Genomic DNA, 23,816 nt, shown 5'->3' on the forward strand with positions numbered 1-23,816 from the left:
CGCCGCGTCGAGCGCCATCTCCTCGAGGCTCGGCTGCCCGCTGGAAAGACCTTCGACAACTTCGACTTTGAGGCTGTGCCGATGATCTCCAAGGCGCAGGTGACCGCGCTCGCCGCCGGCGATGGTTGGCTCGGCAAGGGCGCCAATCTGCTGCTGTTCGGGCCGCCCGGCGGTGGCAAGAGTCACTTGGCGGCAGCGATCGGCCTGGCCCTTATCGAGAACGGATGGCGCGTCCTCTTCACCCGCACCACCGATCTCGTGCAGAAGCTCCAGGTGGCGCGCCGCGAGCTCAATCTCGAGGCCGCCATTAACCGCCTCGATCGCTTCGACCTCCTGATCTGCGATGATCTTGCCTACGTCACCAAGGACCAGGCCGAGACCAGCGTGCTGTTCGAGCTCATCAGCGCACGCTACGAGCGGCGTTCCATGCTGATCACCGCCAATCAGCCCTTCGGAGAGTGGAACAGGGTCTTCCCGGACCCTGCTATGACGCTCGCCGCCATCGATCGCCTCGTTCACCACGCCACCATCGTTGAGATGAACGTCGAAAGCTATCGCAGGCGTACCGCGCTCGAACGGAAGCGTGGTCCAGGGCGACCACCCTCGCATGCGACACCAAAAACACTCGCTGATTGACGCTCCGCGACAATCAGAGCGAACAAAACTCTTGCACGCGACAATCATCGCGGCAATCATCACTTCGCCGCGACACAGACTCGCCATCCTGATTGTCGCGCGCTTCCCATCCAGATTGTCGCGCTATAGTCAAGCGCGTTGATGTCCTGTTTGCCATCGAGCGCGAGATCAACGGACTTCCTACGCAGGAGCGTCTGGGTGTGCGCCAGGAGCGTAGTCGCCCCCTGATCGGCGAGCTGGAGGTGTGGTTGCGCGAGCAGCGCGCCAAGCTCTCCAGGAACAACGACACGACCAAGGCGATCAATTACTGCCTCAGCCGCTGGGATGCATTTAGCCGCTTCCTTGATGACGGACGGCTTTGCATGTCGAACAATGCTGCTGAACGTGAGCTACGGGCGGTCGCCATCGGGCGAAAAAATTGGACCTTCGCCGGGTCCGTCCCAAATGACCGGGATTGAGCTGCATCGTCGGTTGGTGGAATCGGGCTACGCCATTCCAACGATCCTGATCAGCGGTTACGTCGACGACCGTATTCGGGCTCGCGCCTTGGCTGATGGGATCATTTGCTACCTCACCAAGCCGTGTGATGAGGATACTTTGTTTGGATGCGTCTCGTTGGCTCTGGAGCGGGCCAAGCCAGATGAATATCGTTCATAATGATCAAGGTCACCTGGGGCGGTGACCGAGAAGGAAATCACGACGTCATGGTCTGGTACCGCTGCTCACCGATCCAGATGCCCGTTCGATGGCCACCAGTGGACGCGGATCGGGTTTCGTCGGCTACAATGTCCAGGTCGCGGTGGACACCGAGCACCATCTGATTGTCACGCACGAGTCATAAGCCTCGGCAACGACCGTGGGCAGCTTGTTCGGATGTCGAAGCAAGCCAAAGAAGTGCTCGAAGTGGACAAACTCGAGGCGGTCGTCGATCTTGGCTACTTCGACCGAGAAGAGATATTAGCCTGCAAACAGGCTGGCGTTGCAGTCATCTTGCCCAAGCCCATGACGTCGAATGCCAAGGCGGAAGGCCGGTTCGGCAAACTGGACTTCGCCTACCTGCCTGATGAGGACGTCTACCGCTGCCCGTCCGGCCAGCTGCTGCCCTATCACTACACCAACGTCGAGCACGGAATGACGCTGCACCGTTACTGGTCGACAGCAGCGTGCCATCAAGAGCCAATGCATGCCGTCAAAGGAACGCCGCATCACGCGCTGGGAGCATGAGCATGTGGTCGAGGAGGTCCAGAAACGGCTCGATTTCAATCCCGATGCCATGCGGACGCGGCGCGAGACGGTCGATGGGTTTTTTGATCGGGCGGGAAGTGCGCGTAAATAGGATCAATTGGAATAAGATCGGTCACGTTACAGAACCGGGCCGGTACAAATGCTTCTTTGGCTTCGTCACGGTCACGCCAGAGGACATCGACGTGTGGACGCGCCTCGTTGAAGCAACGTTCACCTTAATCACGCAAGCGCCGAATGACATGTCAGTCGGGGAAGAATACCGTCTCGTCGCCTTTGATACTGGCAGTCCCGAAGATCCGCTTGTAGCACATAGGGACAGATCGAAGAACGGATGTCCTGGATGAGCTTGTTGAACGCACCGTGCGACGGGGCAAATCCAAAACATCGGTGCCGTTTGGTCGAGACCGAGCGTGGAGTTCCAGGTGAGGAACGGACGGCCGTCGAGATGCGGTCAAATGGTGCTGGAAACGAAAATTGATCGCAGCGGGCGCGCACCTTTTCGCTGTCGGGGACACGAAAAATCGAAAAATTAATTCTGCTGCATAATGATAATGACTCCAACGCAAAAACAAAAAATAAGGTGGGGAAAACACGGGAGGTAACAATGGAAACTGCTCAGCGCTTCCGAGCGATGGCCACGCTTTGTCGACAGAGCGCCGCACTTCATCCTGACAGAAGCTGGAAGCTGCTCGCGGAGGCAGAATACTGGGAGCATTTGGCGGGTACTGCGCTCCCAGCGCATGTTGAAGACTGCTTCACCCTTAGTGAGGACGACTTAGTTGCTGCTTAACGTTCGCCAGTTCTCGTTTAAAAATCAAATTGTGGGGCGGGGTAGATGAGCATCTTTCGGGGCCAACGGAGGACTGCATCCATTAACGAGCGGCCGATGTGTCCGGTATGTAAGCACCGGATGAGGTTGGCCCGCATCTCTCCAGGCAAAGCCGGATTCGAGAAGCGCACTTTCGAATGCTCGACCTGCGGATGTACTGAAGTGGCATCCTTCACTGTGGATCCAATGAAGACAGATGCGGTCGGCTGGCTGGCAGGGGAGTTGACCCCGCCTCGGTGAGCTTCAGTTGCGGCTTTGCGTTGATGATCTGCCTCATCGACGTCTTCCGTCTGGTTGTCGGCAGTGGCCCGAGCGCTATCAGGAGCGAACCGGTTCGCCTCGGCGATCGCGTTCGGGATTCGAGCAGGAGCTTCCTTCATTGCTCGTGTGTACCTCAACAAATCTCCGGAGCGGCCACCAGCGATGAAGTTCGCAGGATACGGTATTGACCCAGCCGCTGGGAAAGGGGACGAACGGAAGTATCGGTTCCCTGACCAAAAATAATGTACTGGTCGTACCGCGGCATCATCTCGACTGCCAATACGCTGACACCCGTACGACTAAGATAGAACTGACCGAGCAATTGCTGGATCTCGTCCTCGGACCAGGCTGCAATTCCAGTTGCGGGAGCGTCGAGATTCACATCGATGCTGTTGGCAATCTGCGCAGGCAGGCCGGATCGAAGTTTCAGGAACGTCGACACATCCCATTGTCGGGAGGCATCCACGTATTCAGCCCGGGCTTCTGCCAGCAGAATATTGCGGGACTGTTTGGCGTCGGCTTGCTGTACTTGGGCGTACAGCATGCACCATATCTCGGTTTTTGGCGGCCGACCGGCGATGTTGCGGCCTCCGAACAAGGCGGGCGCATACTGCGCCGTCACCGAGAGCCCGGCAGGAGTCCGGTCGACCAGGCACTTCAGCGCCGGGGCGGGGTGCTGCACCCCATTCACCCTGGTCGGATGGCCGAAACGACCTTGCGCCGTCGACCAGATGCGGTCGGTGTGACCGACGCGCAGCTCATAAACAAAGAAGCCCAGTAACTCCCCGGACTCCCGCGGTTGGTCCTGTGAAGGGTTTCGGATGCCGGCCCCATGACGGTGTTGCCGCGCACATGGGTCGGCGTCCGAAAGCCTCCAAAGGAGGAAATCGCGCTGGGGGGGCGTAGGACGTCGCGTCAAACAACCTTCAGACGATCAGGACGATCGCCTATGGGGATTTAATGTTTGGCGGCACCCGTACTTTCAATGGCTTGGCTATAGCAACAATACCACACCACACAATCTAAACGCGACCTACTCGATATTCGAAGGCCATGAGGCTAACCGATCTCTGGTGGCTGGAAAGCCCCCGGAGCTATCAGAGCCGAAACTGTTTCGAGCTGCTCGTCAAGAGCATCACCGCATTTGTAACTCTGCTTACGTCGAGATTCCTGGACTGGGTCCAACTAGCGCGACGTTGCACACAATCGCGATCGAGGGTTCGAGTTGGCTCTTGTGCAATGGTTGGTGCTCCGCCACGAGTTGATCAGCACGTCCTCGATCATCGGATCATCGCCAGCTACGGGGCTAATTGCCCCGCTCGTCACGATGAGCTGTCGCCTATTGCTCGCCGTGTCGCCAGCCGCGGCGTTCTACCGCGCGAGCGGTTTAGCCCTGTGGCGCAAAGTGGACAAACACAGGTCCCGACTGAGCGGAGGATCACCGCTCCTCAAACCGATTTCGCTACCGGTTGAACTTGCGGTGAATTCCTGACAGCGCGGTCAGCTTCGCAATCCAGCTACGGTGCAAAACCTACGCTTTCCGGGGCAGCGAAAAAGTCTCGTATCTGAATGGAAGAACTCGTGGCAACAGTTGGACTCAGAGGCGATCGAGGGCTTTCGTCGACAGATCGAGACGGCACTGGGAGCGCAGGGCCGCGCGAGCCAGGGCTCCGGCACTCGTCATCGTCGATTTCGTCAACGGCTTTGCCGATCCCGCGGCATTCGATGCTGTGTGTGACGCCCGGCTCTTCATCTCGATGCCTCGCTTGCCGTGGAGGCGCTGGATCACGCGCTTCCTTGATCCCAATTACATTGGCCGGGGACTTGCTACCGAGTTGGCGTTGCGGGTGGCAGAGCATCGCGATTTGACGATCAGCATCAACTTTACAATGAGCGGCAGGAGACTGTTGGCGCGCGCATAAGATCGCCGTAGAGCGTGCGAGGGAGGCGGATCTCTAAGTTCTGCTTATTTCGGAATTGGCTTCGCCAGCGTCGGTCACTAACACTCACTTCTGATGCTCGTTGGAGGGACATTATCGAACAATTCTCTGTTTAACGCACCGTCCTTGTCCCAGCCGTGCGTGTCAAGCTCTTCATAAGACAGTTAAATTTGTGTTGACTGGCGATGCCGGCCGGATTCGAACCTGCTTCCTGTTCCTTCACGGTTGAAGCCCTGGACGAAAGTCTATTTAATGGACGCGATACGTTTGAGAGCGGAAATGTCGTGGAGGGGTAGCCATTTGAGCCCCCATCGGCATGATATTTCCATTTATCACCTGAGGTCTTGTCTATGGACCGGCTCAGCGTGGACGTCAGCGCATACGTTCCGGGATGGGTTAGGACGGCGCTCGCCGAGAGGCGCCACGGCCCAGACGATTCGGTTCTCGAATCCGGATTCGCCACTATCCTTTTGTTGGACATAGCCGGCTTTGTCGAGACAACGAACGAACTGGCGCGTCGGGGACCCAGCGGCGCGGAAGACGTTTCCGATCTGCTGAGCTCATGCTTCGGACCACTTACCGAAATCATCGGGGAGTACGGAGGTGATATCATCGCATTCGTCGGCGATGGCATCCTCGCCATGTGGGATGACGCGGCAACCCCTGGGCAGGCGTCGCTTCTTGCCGCACGTTGCGGCCTTGCGCTGAAAGCCGAAATGAACAGGCAAGTGCAGGCGGGGCAAAATCAGCTGCGGCCGCGAATTTCAATCGACAACGGCCAGATACACCGCTGCAAACTCGGTGGCCTCCACGATCACTGGTATTTCGTGATCGTCGGATCCCTGTTCGGGCGCCTTGGAGACGCCTATCGCAAATCGCAAATCGGCGATGTCGTGTTGTCCCGCGAGTTGCATGGCTCGATACAGGATCACTGCGAAGGAGCTCTCTCGCAAGAACTCTTTACGCTAATCGGAATGTCGTGCGATAGCGCGACGCCGACACGCCGGTTTCGCATCGATACGAGTTCCCTGCAGATCGAAGCGCTCATACCCGACATCGTCGTTGATCATCTTCGATTTGGTGAACAACGATGGTTGGCGGAATTCAGGAACATTACCGTTGTCTATGTCAGCTTGTTCGAACTCTCGTTTGATCGGCCATTCGCGGAAAAGCTTCAGGCTGCGGTCAAGCAGGTTCAACGCACCGCTCACAGATTTCACTGCGAGATTCACAAGATCATCATGGACGACAAAGGCTTCAGCATATCGCTTGCCTTTGGTCTTCCCCGACAGGCCCATGAGGATGACCCGCAGCGGGGCATCGAGGCGGCCCTTGAAATATTCAAGGAGCTCGAGTCAACGGGAGTGCGGATTTCCATCGGCATAGCATCGGGAAAACTGTTCTGCGGCGACTATGGCGGCCGCGAGCGCCGTGAATACTGCCTTATGGGACCCGCAATCAACATGGCGTCGCGGCTGATGGAGTTGGCCGTGGGGAGAATTCTCTGCGATGCCACGACGGCGGAGGCGGTTCGTGAAACTGTCAGCTTCTCGGTATTGCCTCCGCAACACATTAAGGGCAGCGACGTCCTGGTCACGGCGTATCGCCCGATAGCGGTCTCGCGAGCCCATCGCGACCATCGCGACGGCGTAATCGTCGGTCGAACGAGTGAACGACGCAAGTTGCACGATGCGCTGCACAGTCGTGCGGGGGGCGCGATCGTCATTCGGGGCGAGCCCGGCATTGGGAAGTCTGTTCTGTTGGATGACCTGGCAATGTTTGCCCGGTCACAAGACGCCCGGATCCTGCGAGGCTTTGCAACGTCGATCGAAAGGCTCACGCCATACTTTGCCTGGCGGAACGTCATCTACGACCTGCTCGGAGGCGATTCGCCGGAACAGATCGATCGCATTGCACATGAAAAGTTAAGCCATGATCGGACGCTATTGTCATGGTTGCCGCTGTTGCGTGACATCGTCAACATCAATCGCTCCGAAACCGCGCTCACGCGACAGATCGTCGGCTCGGCCCGCGCCGCATGCATCGAAGCTCTCGTCGTTGCGCTGCTTTCGGATGACGTACGCAGCCCACGCGCCTTGATCTTCGAGGATCTTCATTGGTTTGACAGCGCATCCATTCAGCTCTTGACGGCCGTCGCACGGCAGCTGCCCGACCTTCTCTTGGTCGCAAGTTGCCGCCCTCTAACGATTGCACCGGCGCGCCACGAAGGAATTGCGTTCGCCACCGAGATCAATCTCGCCGCAATGAGCAAGCAGACGATTGAGCAGCTCGTTTGCCGGCGACTCCGCGCTAACACACTTCCGGAAGACCTGGTGGACTTCGTCTATCAACAGGGTGAAGGCAACCCGTTTCATTGTGAAGAGCTGGCACTTGCGCTTCGCGATACGGGCGCGGTCAATGTCAATCGAGGCGTCTGCGAAGTGTTGGCCGATCTTCGTGATCCGGCTAGGCGGACTCTTCCTGCGAATCTAGAGGGTGTGATCGTCAGTCGCATCGATGAACTTCGTGTCGAGGCACAGCTTCTGCTGAAAGTTGTCAGCGTGATCGACGGCGACTTCACGGCCGAAACTGCCCAAGCGGTGTATCCCGCGCAGATGGCGTTGATGGACGTTAGCGGGATGCTCGATGAGCTGACCGCGCAGGACTTTCTCGTCATCGAGGACAGAGGAGGAGTTTCCGAGCATTATTCGTTTCGCCATGCCATCAGCCAGGAAGTTACCTACAGGCTATTGTCGTTCGCTCAAAGGGTCGCGCTTCACAAAACGATTGCGGACGTCATCGAGCGCGAGAATTTTGAATGGCTCGAGCCCTATTACTCGCGACTTGCACAGCATTGGGAGCGCGCAAACGAAAGCGATCGTGCGTTGCGGTATCTCGAGCTTTCTGCCAAGCAGGCGCTGAGGAGCTACGCCAATCGCGACGCCATACGCTATGTGCAGAGGGCTTTCGGCCTGATCGACTCGGCTTCGGTCGTCAGCAGTGACGAGCTCCGCTCCGAATGGGAATGGATCCTTGGTGACGCGAACAACGAACTGGCCGACTACGATGAAGCTTTCCTTCATTTCGCAAGGGCAATGGCGCTTCTGAAGCAGACGTCGCCGCGGGGGAGTGTTGGCCGGCTGGCGCGAGTTTTGGTAAACGTGCTGCGGCAAGTTCGATTGCGGCTATGGTCGTCATCATCAGAACAATATTCGACGATCGACAGGAGGAACTTTGAGCGGACCGCGCATATTCGGGAGCGGCTGGCGGAGCGGCACTTCTTCCTCAACGAGTCGCTGGCGGTGCTTGACGAAACCTTGTCGGCACTCAACCTTGCGGAGCGCTGCGGCGCCTCCGACGAAGCGATCAGCGGCTACAGTGCCTTGGGATTGGGCCTGGGAATGTCGGGATTGCGCGGGGTTGGCCGCTACTATCGCTCGCGCGCCTTGCGGGTTGCAGGTGAGGCGGGACGTCTACCGGCAGCGGCTCGCGCGCATCTTCTTGCCGCGGTGTTCGGCTACGGCACAGGCGAGTGGGATTTGACGGAGCGTTGTGCACAGCACGCGCTCGAACTTTACCGCCAACTCGGCGATCGCTCTCGCTGGCACGCCCCGGTGACAATTTTGGCTTTCTCGGCGATTTTGCGCGGCGATCTAACAGTTGCTGAAGCACTATTGTCGGATCTGGAGACGATGGTGTCGTCCGAATCCACGCATCAGGCAGGGGCATGGCTTGCGGCGGCAACCGTGCTTTCCAATTTGATGCGCAACAGGACGGATCCGGATCAATTGCGGCGTCTGGATGAGCTCACCGAAAAGCGCTTGATCCGCGCGGACCGATTGCTTTGCCTTGGTATTCTGGCTTCTGCGCTTCAACAGCGCGGCGAGGCCGAGGCCGCCTTAAAAGTTGCCGAGCGCGCCCTTGCCGTTCTCCAGGAGGTCGATGTCGTTTGGGGCAGTTATGTTTATGGGGTCGTAGGGGTAGCCGAGGTCTTCCTGGCAAAGTGGGCCGAAGAGGGCGCCGGTTCGAATGCGATGCCGCGGGCGTTGCTTGCGTGCAAGCACGCGGCTCGGGTTACTCGAATGTCACCCGTTTGCCGGCCGCAGGCGCTGCTGCTGCAAGGCCGGGCCGCGCTACTATCTGGCCGGCAGGCAAAAGCCCGTCGTCTCTGGGGAGCGGCTGCGCGAGCGGCGGCCCGATTGCACATGCCTCGTGAGCTCGGCCTTGCGCTCTACCAGATCGCCCAGACAAGACCTCTCGGTCATCCGGAGAGATCATCGAACCTCATTCGAGCGCAAGACATATTAATGAGCGTAGGAGCCGAACCGGATCTCGCAGCCATCCGCAAGGCGTTGTCGATCTAGAAGATCGAGTCGGGGAGTTCGTGCATGACGAAACAGAAGATCGCCATTGTGGGTGGAGGAATGGCTGCGCTCGCAACGGCATTCGAGCTCACGAAACGTCAGCATTTACGAGATCGCTTCGAGATTACGATCTATCAGATGGGCTGGCGCCTCGGAGGAAAGGGGGCGTCCGGGCGCGACGATGAGGGACGCGTCGTCGAGCACGGTCTCCATATTTGGTTCGGTTGCTACGAGAACGCATTCGGCATGTTGAGGGCGGCTTACCAGGAGTGGAACTCGCAAAACGGCCAGGCAATTCGGTCGGTAGCGGATGCTTTGAAGGCGCAGTGCGATTCGACGATCGGCAATGGCGATGCTCCGGACGTGATTTGTCTAAATTGGCCGCCCGGCGCGGCCGGTGTTCCGGGCGACGGGAACGCCGACCTTTCGCCATTCAACGCGTTCGCGCAGATGCTTAACGTCGTGCAATGCTTCTATGACCAATTGATTTGCTCTCCACCGGCCATACCGACTGAGGTGGATTTGGACGCCAACACCAGAGCGCTTTTAGATGTAGCGAACGTCGACTATCGCAAGTACGCAACGCCAAAGCCGGGCTCACTCCGCTTCGGGGCCGATGTAAAACTCGCCATCGACGTCAAGTGGTGCGCTGCGCTTGCGCATGACTGGTCGCAAGCGCTTGCGAGCGTCGTTGCCGATCCTGTCGAGGCACAACTGCGCGCCTTTGTGAATTTCATCAGAAGCTTTGCAAAGGCCGTGTTGTTGCCGACCTTCGTAAAGGATGGCGCTGGAATGTTCATGGCGCAACTCATAGACGTCGGAACGGCAACCATTAAAGGCATCATCATCGACATGATGATTGGTGGAATAACCATTCGTGAGCTGGATCTCATGGATTTTCGTGAATGGCTTTCGGTCTGTGGGGCGGCTCGCGATTCGACCTATGGCTCGCCAATCGTTCGGGCGCTTTACGATTCAATGCTGCAATACTGCGATGGAGACCGGCGGCGTCCGAGCTACGGGGCCGGGACCGCAGCCCAGGCGGTCCTTCGGCTCTACGGCACCTACCGGGATTCGTTCGCCTTCGAAATGCAATCAGGTATGGGTGAAGTCGTCGTAATGCCGATTTATCGGGTCTTGCAGCAGCGCGGAGTGAAGTTTGAATTCTTCCGGAAACTCAGGCGTCTGGAGCTGGATCCGCAAGCAGGTTCGGTTGCCCGGATCGTATTTGATCGACAGGTGAATCTTAGGAACGGAGAATATTGTTCGACCGTCCGCCCACAACTCTGCAACGGAAATCTAGAATGCTGGCCGGAGACGCCATTATGGAGCCAGATCTGCGATGGGCGAGAGCTTCAGGAGCAGGGAGCTGATCTCGAATCGCACTGGTGCTGTCACAACGTCGGCCAAAAGACGCTCGAGTGGGGAAATCACTTCCATACTGTCGTCCTTGCCATTCCCGTTGGTGCATTCAAGAAGTTGAATGCCGCGCCGGGACCATGCGATCAGCTCATCGCAGCCAACAGCAAGTTTCGTGCGATGACGGAGACTGCAATTTTGGTTCCGAGCATTTCGGTCCAGCTGTGGTGTACTGTGCCGACCGCGTCCGGGCTGGGCTACCCGCCTCCGCAGGCAATCCCCTCACGTTCGCCGGCCAAGACCGTGATATCGACCGGACCGGATCCGCTCGACATCTGGGCGGACATGTCTCAAGTCTTGAAGTACGAGCGCCGGCATCTCGACGCGGACCAGCCGACGTCGCTACAATACCTGTGTGGAGTGCTTGAGACTGAGCTTTTCCGCGAACCACCGTGCCGGACCAACGTGCCCGCTGATGCAAAGAAAGTCGCTGAGGGCTTCGCGATCAGCTGGTTGAACGGCAAATCGTCCAATGTGTGGCCCGGCGCAATTTCACACGGCGGCTTCAACTGGGATTACCTCTTCGATCACACTCATGCCAGCGGCCCTTATCGGATCAAGCGACAGGTCTATCGAGCAAATGTTGATCCATCGAGCTGTTGCGTCGTATCGGCGGCCGGCTCGACGCAGTGGCGATTGGCGACCGACGCGTCCGGCTTTGACAATCTGTATCTCGCAGGGACATGGATCGATACTGGCTTCAACACCGAGTGCATCGAGGCGGCGGTAATGTCAGGGATGCAGGCAGCCCGCGCTATCTCCGGTGCTAGCTTTGCAATCACGGGGGAGGATTTCCTGAGGTTTGGGAAGTTGTCCTCGCTCGCTGCTCTGTTCGCTGACGGAGCGACCTCGTTGCTGGAAGCTGCAGTCGGTGCCGCGTCCGACGCCGGCGACGTCGACTTTCAACTGTGGCACGGGCGGTCACGCGAACGAGGCACGAGACTTCGATGACGGAGAAGACGCAAATCGCAATTCTCGGCGGCGGTATTGGCGCGCTCACGGCCGCTTTCGAGCTGACCGAGCAGAATTCGGATGAGCGCTTCGACATCACGATCCATACACTCGGGTGGCGCCTCGGCGGCAAGGCCAGCGTCGGCCGTGACGAAACCGGAAACTGGCGCGGGCTTGAGCATGGCCTTCATGTCTGGGCCGGATTCTACGACAATGCATTCGACCTGGTGCAGCGCCTCTTCGCTCGGTTGAATCGTCCGCCGGAGGAATGGCGCAGCAAGTTCGAGGGCTTGAATCATTTCACGGTGATGGAATACGTAGACCCTGTGTGGAAGCCCTGGCTCCTGCACGCGCGTCCGAATGCGTTCGATCCGGGGATCGATCTGCTGGACCTGGCGCCGACGGTTCTGGTGAAGAATCTGTTGTCTTGGGTTGAGCAAGCTTTCCTTAGTTCAGTACTTGGAAGCGCCGAAGAGCCTGAAGAGCGCCTCCAAATCCAGCATGAAGCCATGAAGGTGCTCGACACACGGGAAGTCTTTCCAACGCCGCTGTCCGCGATAGCGGCGCTGCTCGATAGACCAACGTCGGCGCTCAACACCATCAGTTTCGATGCGAAGAAACTTGTCGCTGCATTCCGGAAGCAGGTCGGGAAAGCGCGTGCCGCCCTGGACAAAAAATACGCGGCCTTGGGGCAGACCGAAGAAGACGAAGTTCGCCGGCTTCAGATACTCTTCGACCTCGCGGCGGGGCTCATACGTGGACTGTTGTCAGACGAGGTTCTGCAGGAAGGACTGGACGCTATCGACTATCTGGAATGGTCGGACTGGATGGCGGACAACGGGTGTGCCGACGAGAGCTTAAAGTCCGGCGTCGTTCGGGGATGCTACGACTATGTGTTTGGTAGCGTCAAAGGCGTACGCAAGGTCGGAGCCGGTGTCGGGACGGTGGGATTACTCAGGCTGCTGCTTACCTATCGGGGGTCGATTTTCTACACGCTGCGTGAGCCGATGGGCGACTTTCTGTTCGCGCCGCTCTATAAATATCTTCGAGACAAGGGAGTAAAGTTTAAGTTCTTTCACAGACTGGACAAGCTCGTACTATCGACCGACGGCAGTGCGATACAAAGCATCGAGCTCGGTTGTCAGGTCAAGCTTCGAAACCCGCAATGCGGCTATCAGCCGTTGATCAAAAATCAGGAGACTGGTCTCGAGAGTTGGCCTTGCCACCCTCTCTACGAACAGATCGATGACGACGGCGCGCTAAAGCAGTACGATCTGGAATCGTTCTGGACCGAATGGCAAGATGCAGGTTCGTTGACGTTGAGACTGCGTCCAGCCGACGGCACCCCGATCGACGAAACATTTGACATTGCGATCCTTGCGACCGGTTTTGGAGGGCTCAAGAAGATCGCGTGCGATCTTTCGACTGGTTATCCGGACACCTGGGGCAAGTGCCTCGCAAATCTCGAGACGATCCCGACATTGGCTCTACAACTATGGTTGAAGAAAGATACGGCTCAGCTTGGCTGGCCGGATCCGCGGACTGTCATGGTCGGTTTTGAAACAGACAACGGAGGACCAGGTTGTTCTGCACCGCTGAATTCGTGGCAGGACAACTCGCCGTTGCTCGCCAACGAAACCGGGCAGGGCACAGATGTCTCGCGATCCTTGAGCTACTTTGTTGGTGTCTTTCCCGAAGATGGGTCGTCTAACGGGCCAAACTACCCCGACTCCGAACTCGCTCGGGCGAAGTCGATGATCATCAAGTGGATGAACAAGGATCTACCGGAGATCTGGCCAAGAGCCCGCGATCCCAGTTCGCTGAAGTTTGACTGGAACGTGCTGGTCGTTCCGGCGTCGGCACCGCAGCAAGGCGAGGCCCGTCTCGACTCCCAATATGTTCGTCCGAATATAAATCCGTGGGAGCGTTATGTGCTTTCAGCACCGGGTACTCTTCGATGGCGCCTATGGCCCGATCAATCAGGTATCTCAAACCTGTTTCTTGCTGGCGATTGGGCCCGCACCGGATTGGATTCAGCATGTATTGAAGCGGCGGTGATGTCCGGCCGTGTAGTAGCACGAGCGATAACAGGAGCTAGCATGTATATTCCCGGCTACGGCAACTATCGTAAGATTCCCGTTCCCATCACGCTGCTGCCAGTCGTCAATTTGCTCAAGCAGTTGAAGACACGTGCCGCCGGCGGCGTCGGTACGATGGAAGGCTACTGCGTTACAATGTGGCGGGATACCGACGAAGTACAAAAATTGTTGCCGCAGAGTCTCTCGCTCGATCCTCCGCACGGCCTTGCCTATACGGGATCAGCAGGGAAACCCCAGCACCCGATTGTTCTGCTTTTCTGTCGACAAAGAAACGTTCGGCCAGGCTTTGTCCCGATTGGCGGCCTGAGATATCACGAGATCATTGAACTCGTCCCCTACGTGACACGGAACGGTGCTGATGGCCCAAGCGGCGGTCCATTCAGCTATATGCCCCATCTTTTTCTTGACGAGCTTGCGCCCGTTTTGATCGGAGTCAATCTCTATGGCTATAACAAACGCCTCGCCCGGATAGCGTCGGCGGGCGGAGCCTTTGAGCTAAACTGTGATCTCGGCGAGATAAGCACCAATCTATTCGCAAAAGGACTGCCAGGAAGAGCCAGTACGCCGCGCTTCTCGCGCTTGAAGCTGGTGCGCCAGATGCTCGAGCATCCGTTGATCTCCCAAACGACGAGTGGCGTGTTTGTTTACTCTCAACTTGATTTTTGCTTCGACACGGCAACGTTTCAGGGCGTTCAGGGAGAAGTCGGTATGACTTCCCCGCTCGATCCCTGCCCAACAGAGTCAGGCATGTTCCCGGTCACGAGTATTCTTGACGAAGCATATGGTGCGTTCAGGTTTGAGACGAACTGGACTCTGAGCGTACCGCTCTCCGGCGGCGAGGAGCAATCGAACGTCGTTCCTCCCGACCTTCAGGAGTTCGCCAGCAAACTCCTTTCAATTTATAAACCTTGAAACATGACTATCTACTCAACGATTGAAGCCACTCGGCGGTTTTGAAATCAGCCTGCCGTCACCGAGGATTGGCAGTCGTGCCAGCTAGGACCGGGCCCGGCCGGGCAAATACCGCTTATCTTAGCTGCAGTATCGGTACTTTCGGTATCGAATCTGTGTTGTCGCGCGTTCGGTTCAAACTGTGCTCGAGCAGAACCGAATACCCACCTGAAAATCTCGATATCGATCGTGGCAGAAATCCTGGGGGCGATCGCGCCTGCGCGTTGTCGGCCGCTTTTCGGCCGGCACCAATCAGTTCGATCTCCATGCCGCGCGAAAGCGGGGGATCCCCGAATTCAACGCGCCATACTCCAACACCTGAACACCTGTAGCGTGGCCGAGCTGACCATCGCCGAGATTGTAATGCTGTGCCGCTGTATCTTTCCCGCGCTCGACCCGTATGCCGGCGGCTGGGACAAATCCGCCGAAGGGATGACCGATTTGACGACCAGGCCAACCACCGATACCCCATGAATAAACAGCGATAAAGGTGATCAATCAGGATCGAACTTCGTTGTTTTTGTTGAGTTTTTCGGCCGCTGATTACGTTCGGGACGCAGGGATCGCGGGTTGAACGTGCGATTTACAATCCGCGCGTAACCTATTGATCTATATAGGCTCATTGAACGACCATTTTACAGCTAAGTACCTGTTTGCCTTCGTAGAAGATGAGACTCTTAATCAGCGGGTCCCAGCTTCGAGCCGTAGTGCGCCCACCCCTCTAAGATACTGGCCCGCAAGGGCTTAAATTCCTAGGCAGAACAACCGGGTCTCGTGCGACGCTTTTAATGGTCATACGTCGCACGCCGTGCGACGAGTCGGATAATTGGGACCCAAGCCCATCCACCACTGTAGCACGAGACCCCACCGGTCCGCGTTCAGCTCTTCATGCCTTCCGTCCGCACCTGCAATTCAAGCCTGTCGATACCGGAATCAGCGCGAGCCGCATTGCGGGCGCGGTAGTGCTTCACGATGGTCTGCGCACTTCAGTATGAATGCCCAGTGATGTCGCAGATCGTCAGCAAGTCGCAGCCAACCCGATCGAGAAGCATGACGCAGGTATCACGTAGGTCTTGGTCGTGCTTTTGGTCGAGTTCGCCGGCGCCGTTCACGAACATCAGCGCGGGGCAAGGCTTTAGATGCCATGCTGTCTCATGGCCATTGCTGTCGCGTGTGGTCTGCGCATCCAGCCATTCCGATAATGCGCCCTTGCGCTGAACGACCGCTCGAGCGCGCTGCGCCTTATTCTCCTCATCGAGAGGAAGGGGGCGAACAGCTTGTCGACGTTTTTAATCAGTTCGGCATTCAGTCGCTCTGCACGGACAATTGCCTGGCGCGCGTTGTCGCGCGCGAGAAAGCCGAAGGTAGCGACGGCCCGTGCCGTCGACACCCAATGGCGATAGGTACTCTCGTCATGAGGCTCACCATTGTCCTCGTTGACCACGAGCTCGGGTGGCACCTTATCCAACTGAAGCCGAAGCTTGAATTCCTTTATTCGTGCACGCGAGGCATTTAGTCGTGCGCTGAGTTGTGGCGCCTCCTTGATGTCGACAAGCTCACCAGTCTTGCTCTGCCGAAACGCGTGCCGACCCTCGAGGTCGCTCTCGTTGCGCATAAGTAGACGGTCAGTCTGGCGTTGCCCCGTGAACAAAGCCAGATGGAAGCTGTCCCCGACCGAAGGCCGTTCGATCGCATCGGCAGCGGCGACCCAAGCGGAAAATTCAGGCATCGCGACCTGCACGATGCGTCCGTCTGGATGATCGAACTCCATGCCCTCCCGCGGGTTGGGTCCGAGACGCCACATGATGCTTTCCTGCCCCAGGTGAACGGCGCTGCGAGCGTTGCTATTGTCGAGAGCGCCATATGATGGCCGCGAGCCGATTTTCGCCTAGTTGTAGAATGCTCGTAACTCCGGCTTGCCGATCGATGAGGGCGTGGCAATTGCTGTCGCTTCGAGTTCGCACGCGGCCTTCTGAGGCACCTGGCGGCCCCTCTAGAAGCGGTAGTTCAGGCCCACGCGCGCCAGATTGCCATTATTGCGAAATCTGTACGTGATCGTATTGCCTGCATCGCCCGGAACCGGGGCGTAATCCAGGGTGAGGTTTTGCGTGCCAAGATCATAGTAGAGGTATTCGAACTTGGCCCTCCAGTTACCGGCAAATGCGTATTCCAGGCCGCCGCCCGCCGTCCACCCGATGCGAACCGCCGCCGAACTGGCGCCGATCAGAAATGGGCCAGCGCCGTTGGGCACGCCAATGGTATAGAGGCTGTCATCGACCTTGCCATAGGCCAGGCCGCCGGTCACGAACGCAAGCAACCTGTTGTCCAGGGTTGCAAACCCAAGGCGACCGCGTACGGTCCCGAGCCAGCCCAGCTTTTGTGTCGCGGATTCGGTATTGGCGTCGATGACGCCGCCGCCGATGAAAGGCGTCGCCGGGAACACGCGCGCGTCGGTCTTCTTCAGACCGCTGAAGTTGATATCGGTTTCAATGCCTGCCACCCAATTGGGCGCGAATTGGAAATTGTACCCCACCTGCCCCCCGCCGGTGAAAGCGGTATCGCCGACGTCGAAGCTCGGAAATTGGCCAACGGCCTGGCGCCCGGAAAAGTCAACGCCGGTAGTCGTAAATGACACCGGGTCCGCCCGCCTGTCGCTCCATATGACCCCCACGTTCCCGCCGAGGTAGAAGCCCGACCAGTTGTAGGTGACCGGTGCTGCTCCCGCAGGCGCCGCTTTGTACACGGGTACGAGATCTGCCGCGTTTACAGAACCGGTGATCACGATTGCGCCGATCGCAGCAAGAAACCACTTCTGCAAAGCCATCTCCCTTGCCATACGGGCGCCCATCTAATCACAACTGCGAGACGATGCATGTGTACTTCAGGCAACACTTTGTCGAATAGTGCTGCAAGTGCCTCAGTGCGCGGGACACCTTCATGATGCGGCCTCTGACGGTGGATCGGGTGTGAGTTGATAAATTGAGTCCCAGTCCGGCCCTGATAAACTCGCTCCAGAAAACACGCACCAACGGGGAGCCGGTCAAATTGGTCAGCCATGCGGCTAAGTAAAGCGGCGGGTCGTGCCGACCTAGATTGCAGTGACGTTCAGCTTGTTGATTTGTGTGTACCGGATTTCGCCGTCCGGGTTCACGATGCCGAAGCCGGCGCGCCACCTATTCTTCGCGCGACAGCTACGTTTGCCCTCCGCGAAAAGAGGCGGAGATTGATTGCTCTGACTAACCGACCCGGCTTTCCGTTAAGTGGGTTTGAAGAGCGGCCGCATTCTGGATTCGAGCCGAATTATCCTTAAGGGGTAACTCGCAACGTGCCGATCAGGTGAGGATGCCTTTTGCGCCTAAACCATAGCGAATGGTTGCGTCCGCTTCAGCTGCCGATCATGGCCACGTAGTCCATATGAAGAGTGATTGGTCCCTTCGATCCCTCCAAAATCACGCGGAGGCTCTTCGAGTACTGTCCGGCCCCGATCACGGTCCCTGTCCTTCCGGCTAAGCGAGGACCGGCTGTGGGCTTCACCCGAACTTGTGAGCCCGGCGGAAAGTTGAGGTTGGTTTGGGCCGATCCTGACATGATTTCCTCGACGACGAATAAGCTAGTTCTACTCGAAAGTTCGCTAGCGCGTGCGCAGCGACGATGGGTGCGCGGGCAGGCGGGAAGTTCGATTACGCGCGAAGCGAAAATAGCGGCTGTCGCATTTCGGCGACGCAAAGAGCGTCGTGGACAACAGTGTTCAAAAGGACCAAATTTTCCGTGCCTAAGTTTCGCAATACTCAATTTTGCCAGCAAGGGTACTCGGCTTCGGCCCACCAATCCGCGCGATGAAGTCACATCCGACACCCCAGGTCCCCGACTGAATCACGGAAACGCTTCGGTGAAAACACCCTTCGTCGGGAGTAATCCGGAGCAATAAATCAGCATGGTTCGCCTTCAACCGAGCGCACGCTTGCTCTCCATGAAAAGAGCGGCGCAGGTCATGCGCGGCGAATCGCTTCGTGAATCGCTCGATTGAACGGTATGATCGTACATGCGAATGCTCCGTCTGGGGTACTTCGCTTTGGCGGCTTGTTGCCGCCGGCGGCCGCGCTCGGAGTGGCTGAGCGAGGTTGTGGACGTCAGCCACACACCTCGCAGCGCGCATCTCACATGCGTATCTCACCTGAGAGTACTGACGCTGTTGAAGAAACCCTCGATAAGATACCTCCGGCAAATTGCGGCGCAATTGGGCCCCCAACTTTTCGGCACAATAATCCCTTGGTTCCGCCTAATCGAACCGAGATTCCTGCCTCAAACGTAAACATACGTTCACCGCAATGAGACGTCGGTTGCGCTCAGACTTTTGGGGTGCTGGGGGCATTCAACCGAATAGGGGAATCGATTTGGCAACACTACACTATACAGCAGGCAACAACATCAGTGCGCAGGGCACCTACGCTCCAGCTGCGGCAGGCTTCAACCTGGCCGACGTCTCGTCGGTGAGCGAGCTGAATGCATTGCCGGCCGGCGTGCAAGGCATGATCTATCTTGATCAGGGCAGCGGCCTCACCCAGAGCTTCATGGATGCAGTGAAGCCCTACATCGGAAATCCGAAAGTCTACGGCTTCTACCTCAAGGACGAGCCGGATCCCACGGGACAGTACAATACGCTGGTGACGGCGGCCAACCTCAAGGCAGAGTCCGACTACATCCACGCCAACGTTCCCGGCGCAAAGACCTTCATCACCATGATGAACATGGGGTCCTCGGAAAATCCGACCTTCGCGAACACTTACAACCCGACCAACACCCACATCGATCTGTTCGGCATCGATCCGTATCCGGTGCGGTCGGACATGAGCACGGTCGATTACAGCATGATCGATAAGGCGGTAGCCGCCGCCGAGTCCGCGGGGATTTCCGCGGACCACATCGTTCCGGTGTTCCAGACCTTCGGCGGCGGCAACTGGGCCGACGACAGCGGGGGCCACTACGTGATGCCGACGGCGGCGCAGGAACAGACGATGCTCGCTCATTGGGCCGCGGCCGTTCCAAATCCGGCCTTCGACTACGCCTATGCGTGGGGTTCGCAGAACGGCGACACGGCACTCGAGGGCTCGTCAGCGCTACAGAGCGTGTTTCTGCATCACAACACCGGCACGAGCACGACGCCGGCCGGAGGCACCAGCGGAAGCTCGACGGGCAGTTCGGGCGGTAGCACGACACCCGTGACCGGTTCGAGCGGCGGCACCACGACCGGCTCGAGCGGCGGCACGGGTATCACTGCGGGTGGTGGTACGACCACCGGTGGCACGACCGCGGGCTCGACCAGCGGTAGTTCGTCCGGTGGTTCGACATCGACGACGAGCGATAGTGGTGAGCACCATCATCATCATCACGGGCTCGATTTTTCGCAGCTTGCGACGAGCGCAACGACAGCCTCGTCGGCAATCGTTCCGACGGCCATAACGCCGACTGCGGCTGCGAGCGGAAGCGGCGCAACGGATGCCACTTTCACCCACACGGATGCCGCAAGTCATCTTGCGGATCTGATCAATCATCACACCGATCATCACGCGTGGCACTTCTGATCTGAAAGATCGTTTTCATCAACAGAGACATACGCGGGGCACGCCCCGCGTATGAAAATAGCTTAGGGGATCGCTTGCTGCCGCAGTGGCCGCGAGCCGGGGTGCCATTCTGCGCAAGGCGGAATGTTGGAATGCGAGCGCTCGCGCTCGATCACATGCAAATTTCAACTGCTTGCCGCTGCCCGTCCAAGGGCCGCCCGGATATGCACATGTACGCTTCGGCAAAGGTTTCCGCGCTCGCGGATGGATTCCGTCAGATACGTCCTGGCCTGCTTGCGGCCGGTGGACTATCTATCTTCATAAACCTGCTGGTGTTCGTTTCGCCGCTCTACACGATGCAGATCTACGACCGCGTCCTGACCAGCCGGAACGGAATGACCCTTCTGCTGCTCTCGCTGATCGCGCTCGCGGTATTTGTCAGCTACGCGGCACTCGAGCATTTTCGCAGCCGGGTCCTGGTGCAAGTCGGCCTCCAGTTCGACCAGCTTCTTTCCGGGGAAGTCTTCGAGACCGCGCTTGGCCATTCCCTGAGCACGAGCAGCTCGCATCACGTCCAACTGCTTCGCGACGTGGACACTCTGCGCGAGGTCTTGTCGGGTGGTGTGATCACGTCGTTGATGGACGTGCCGTGGACACCAATATTCCTGGCAATATGCTTCCTGCTTCATCCTTTGATTGGCTTAGTCGCTCTGACCGGTGCGGTTGCCATTCTTTTTCTGGCCTTCCTCAATGAGCGCGCCACCAAGGCGCCGCTCATTGCGGCCGCGTCGAAAAACCTTCATGCCCTAGACCGATTGACATCCTCGCTGCGCAACGCCGAGGCCATCCGAGCGCTCGGAATGGGACCTGCCGTGCGCACCGCCTGGAGCTCAACACATGGCGAGGCGCTTCTCGACGGCGCCCGGGCGGGTGAACGCGGAGGCACGCTCCTTGCTATCTCCAAATTCCTGCGGATGGCTCTTCAGGTGTCGATCATGGGAGTCGGCGCCTACCTCGCGATCCAGCAGGAGATATCGGGAGGCGTTCTGTTCGCGGCATCGCTCATTATGGGGCGGGCGCTCGCGCCGGTGGAAGCAGCCGTATCGCAATGGAAGGCCCTCGTCGTCGCGCGTACGTCGTATGCGCGGCTCGACGCCGCGCTTCGAACTCGGGCCTCAGAGCGGCCGCCAACCAGGTTGCCGCCACTGGCTGGTGAGGTTTCGGTCGAAGCCGTCACAGTGCTCGTACCCGGATCCCAAATGCCGGCGGTCGCAGATGTTTCTTTCCACTTGGCCCCCGGCGAGATCGTTGCAGTAGTCGGACAGTCTGGCTCAGGGAAATCGTCGCTGGCACGGGCTCTTGTCGGCTCCTGGCCCGCCGTTCGCGGTTGCGTGCGCATCGATGGGAACGACACAAGGCATTTCGATCCCAACTTCCTCGGGCAACGCCTCGGCTATCTTCCGCAGGACGTCGAGCTGTTCGCCGGCACGGTGCGCGACAATATCGCTCGCTTCCGCGAGGAGGCGACGGATGAAGCGGTCGTCGAGGCTGCGCAACTGGCGTCCGCGCATGCCATGATTCAGCGGCTTCCGAAGGGCTATGATACCGTCATCGGCGATAACGGGGCCGGTCTCTCCGGCGGTCAGCGGCAGCGCATCGGGTTGGCGCGCGCGCTGTTCGGCAGGCCCGTGCTGGTCGTGCTCGACGAGCCGAATGCCAATTTGGACGGCGATGGCGACCGCGCACTCGCAGATGCGATCCAGACGCTCCGGAAGCACCGCGTGACGGTCGTGATTATCAATCACCGCCCTAACCTGCTTGCCCTGGTCGATAAGATCGTCTTCATGCATGAAGGACGCCTCGGGCGGGTCGGAACACGCGACGAACTTCTTCCCGTGCTGCTGGGGCAAGCGGTCACGCCGATACATCGCGATGCGCGAGCGCCGGGTGAGCGCCATCTCCAAGCCGAAGTCCATCATCGCGCCGACGGCGCTCCCCTCAACGTGCCTCTTTCGAAGCCGGCGCGTCCAGCTCATGCGACGAGGCAATAATGGACATGATGTCGGTCAAAGAGAACACGCCCCAAAGTGAATTCACAGAGCTTCTGAAGCGCTTGAGCGCGAGCGGCAGGCCTCGCGCGCGCCGAATCCTGCCCGATGCCGTCGCCAACATGCAATTACTGGCAAGGCGGCTTCCCCGTCTGAAGATGGCCATTGGACCGTTGCATTCGCTTCGGGGCTCGAGGCAAGCCGCCGGGGGCCCGTCCGGCGATTGGCGCACTCCAGCGAGGCGGGGCTTCGCTATCGTGTTCTTCACATTTGTCGTGTTTGGCGGTTGGGCCGCCGTGGCTTCGATCGATGGCGCCGTGGTGGCGACGGGGTCGGTCGTGGTCGAGAGCGACAAGAAGGCCGTGCAGCACCTTGAAGGCGGCATCGTTCAAAGTCTGATGGTCACCGGCGACGCCCATGTCGCAGAAGGGCAAGTCCTGTTGCGGCTCGATTCAACCCAGGAACGCGCGAAGGAGGAGATCGCGCGCTCAGCCGTTTATTCGGCGATTGGCGAGGAGGCGCGCCTACAGGCTGAAGCCGAAGGAAGCGATAAGATCACGTTTCCCGCCGAACTGACTCAGAATGCTTCTGATCCATCGGCGCAGCGCGCGATGGGCGACCAGAAGCGGCGTTTTGACGAACGCCGCGCCGCGCGAAAACTCGAGGTATCGATTCTTGAAGAGCGCATTGCGCAGGCACAGCGGCAGATTCAGGGAAATGATGCGCAAAGCAGGGCGACACGGGCGCAGTTCGATAGCGTGAGCCAGGAATTTGCCAAGCTCAAGCCGCTTGCCGATCAGGGGATCGTTGCGTTCGCCCGTGTCGCCACCCTCGAGCGCAGCAAGTCCGAACTCGATGGCAAGATCGGCGCCTACGAGGCCGATATCGCGCGGTTCGGGCGCGTGATCGACGAGTCGCGGTTGCAGATCGAGCAGGTCGGACAGAAAGTCCTGGAGGAAGCGACCGGCAAGCTGACAGAGACGAGGGCGCAACTTGCCGATGCGCGCGAGAAGCTGCGGGCCGCCGACGATGTTCTGGCTCGGATGGAGGTGCGTGCACCGCGCTCCGGCCGCATTGTGAATTTGAAAGTGCATACGGTGGGAGCGGTGGTTAAGGCCGGCGAGGTTCTGATGGAGGTCGTTCCCGACAACGACGTACTCGTGGTTGCGGCAAGGGTGTCGTCTCTCGACATTAATCATGTGCAAGTCGGTCTGCCCACGGAAATCCGACTCCCCTCGTTCAAGGCGCGCTCCACCCCGATCGCGGTAGGCGAGGTCCTCTCGATCTCAGCCGATGCGGTTCGCGATGAAGCGACGCATCAACCTTACTATGAGGTCAAGGTCTCGGTGCAGGTGGCGCAATTTCCGGAGAAGATACGCGAAAAGCTAAAGCCGGGGATGATGGCCGACGTCCTGATCGCCACCGGCGAGCGCACGGTTCTGGCCTATCTGACGCAACCGATGACGGACGCGGTACGGCGCGGCATGCGGGAGAACTAGTGTTTGGTCAGAC

Annotated in this window: 12 protein-coding genes and 3 pseudogenes; 12 read left to right on the top strand and 3 right to left on the bottom strand. The window is 58.6% G+C overall.

The features are described 5' to 3' along the window. The 5 genes and pseudogenes from istB to AC0L2O_RS31935 all read left to right on the top strand — a co-directional run. On the top strand, nt 1-636 hold a 636-nt coding region (gene istB / locus AC0L2O_RS31915), incomplete at its 5' end, for an IS21-like element helper ATPase IstB (RefSeq protein ID WP_473372562.1). 125 nt (nt 637-761) lie between these two features. After that, a pseudogene (locus AC0L2O_RS31920) lies at nt 762-1,073 on the top strand (IS66 family transposase); the annotation flags it as partial. A 7-nt stretch (nt 1,074-1,080) separates the two neighbouring features. Beyond that, the gene (locus AC0L2O_RS31925; protein ID WP_473372563.1) at nt 1,081-1,293 is read left to right on the top strand and encodes a response regulator; all 213 of its coding nucleotides are present in this window, start codon (nt 1,081-1,083) and stop codon (nt 1,291-1,293) included. A gap of 64 nt (nt 1,294-1,357) precedes the next feature. After that, a pseudogene (locus AC0L2O_RS31930) lies at nt 1,358-1,936 on the top strand (transposase); the annotation flags it as partial. Next, nucleotides 1,935-2,225: a hypothetical protein gene (locus AC0L2O_RS31935; RefSeq protein ID WP_473372597.1), complete on the top strand. Its 291-nt coding sequence runs from the start codon at nt 1,935-1,937 to the stop codon at nt 2,223-2,225. The pseudogene AC0L2O_RS31930 and the gene AC0L2O_RS31935, both read left to right, overlap by 2 nt. A gap of 879 nt (nt 2,226-3,104) precedes the next feature. Here the strand turns inward: AC0L2O_RS31935 and AC0L2O_RS31940 are convergent. Beyond that, the gene (locus AC0L2O_RS31940) at nt 3,105-3,653 is read right to left on the bottom strand and encodes a hypothetical protein (RefSeq protein ID WP_473372564.1); all 549 of its coding nucleotides are present in this window, start codon (nt 3,651-3,653) and stop codon (nt 3,105-3,107) included. A 1,608-nt stretch (nt 3,654-5,261) separates the two neighbouring features. Here AC0L2O_RS31940 and AC0L2O_RS31945 point away from each other — a divergent pair. From AC0L2O_RS31945 to AC0L2O_RS31960, 4 genes and pseudogenes are all read left to right on the top strand, one after another. Further along, a complete protein-coding gene (locus AC0L2O_RS31945) occupies nt 5,262-9,275 on the top strand; it encodes an AAA family ATPase (RefSeq protein WP_473372565.1) in 4,014 nt (1,337 codons plus the stop codon). A gap of 24 nt (nt 9,276-9,299) precedes the next feature. Then, nucleotides 9,300-11,645, top strand: coding sequence for an NAD(P)-binding protein (locus tag AC0L2O_RS31950; RefSeq protein WP_473372566.1), 2,346 nt, complete (start codon nt 9,300-9,302; stop codon nt 11,643-11,645). Next, on the top strand, nt 11,642-14,656 hold the full coding sequence (locus tag AC0L2O_RS31955; RefSeq protein WP_473372567.1) for an NAD(P)-binding protein: 3,015 nt from the start codon (nt 11,642-11,644) through the stop codon (nt 14,654-14,656). Before AC0L2O_RS31950 ends, AC0L2O_RS31955 begins: the two co-directional genes overlap by 4 nt. 250 nt (nt 14,657-14,906) lie before the next feature. Beyond that, a pseudogene (locus AC0L2O_RS31960) lies at nt 14,907-15,139 on the top strand (phosphoglycerate dehydrogenase); the annotation flags it as partial. Between the two features lie 691 nt (nt 15,140-15,830). Here AC0L2O_RS31960 and AC0L2O_RS31965 read toward each other — a convergent pair. Then, nucleotides 15,831-16,499, bottom strand: coding sequence for a site-specific integrase (locus AC0L2O_RS31965; protein WP_473372568.1), 669 nt, complete (start codon nt 16,497-16,499; stop codon nt 15,831-15,833). Nucleotides 16,500-16,688: 189 nt separating this feature from the next. Next, a complete protein-coding gene (locus AC0L2O_RS31970; protein ID WP_473372569.1) occupies nt 16,689-17,519 on the bottom strand; it encodes an outer membrane protein in 831 nt (276 codons plus the stop codon). Nucleotides 17,520-19,089: 1,570 nt separating this feature from the next. Here AC0L2O_RS31970 and AC0L2O_RS31975 point away from each other — a divergent pair. The 3 genes from AC0L2O_RS31975 to AC0L2O_RS31985 all read left to right on the top strand — a co-directional run bounded on the left by AC0L2O_RS31975 (nt 19,090) and on the right by AC0L2O_RS31985 (nt 23,803). Then, entirely contained in the window at nt 19,090-20,277 is a 1,188-nt protein-coding gene (locus AC0L2O_RS31975; RefSeq protein WP_473372570.1) for a calcium-binding protein, read from the top strand. A 203-nt stretch (nt 20,278-20,480) separates the two neighbouring features. Continuing rightward, the gene (locus AC0L2O_RS31980) at nt 20,481-22,307 is read left to right on the top strand and encodes a type I secretion system permease/ATPase (protein WP_473372595.1); all 1,827 of its coding nucleotides are present in this window, start codon (nt 20,481-20,483) and stop codon (nt 22,305-22,307) included. After that, nucleotides 22,307-23,803, top strand: coding sequence for an HlyD family type I secretion periplasmic adaptor subunit (locus AC0L2O_RS31985; protein WP_473372571.1), 1,497 nt, complete (start codon nt 22,307-22,309; stop codon nt 23,801-23,803). Before AC0L2O_RS31980 ends, AC0L2O_RS31985 begins: the two co-directional genes overlap by 1 nt. Nucleotides 23,804-23,816: the final 13 nt, after the last annotated feature.

This window comes from Bradyrhizobium sp. Kon10 (assembly GCF_055807395.1).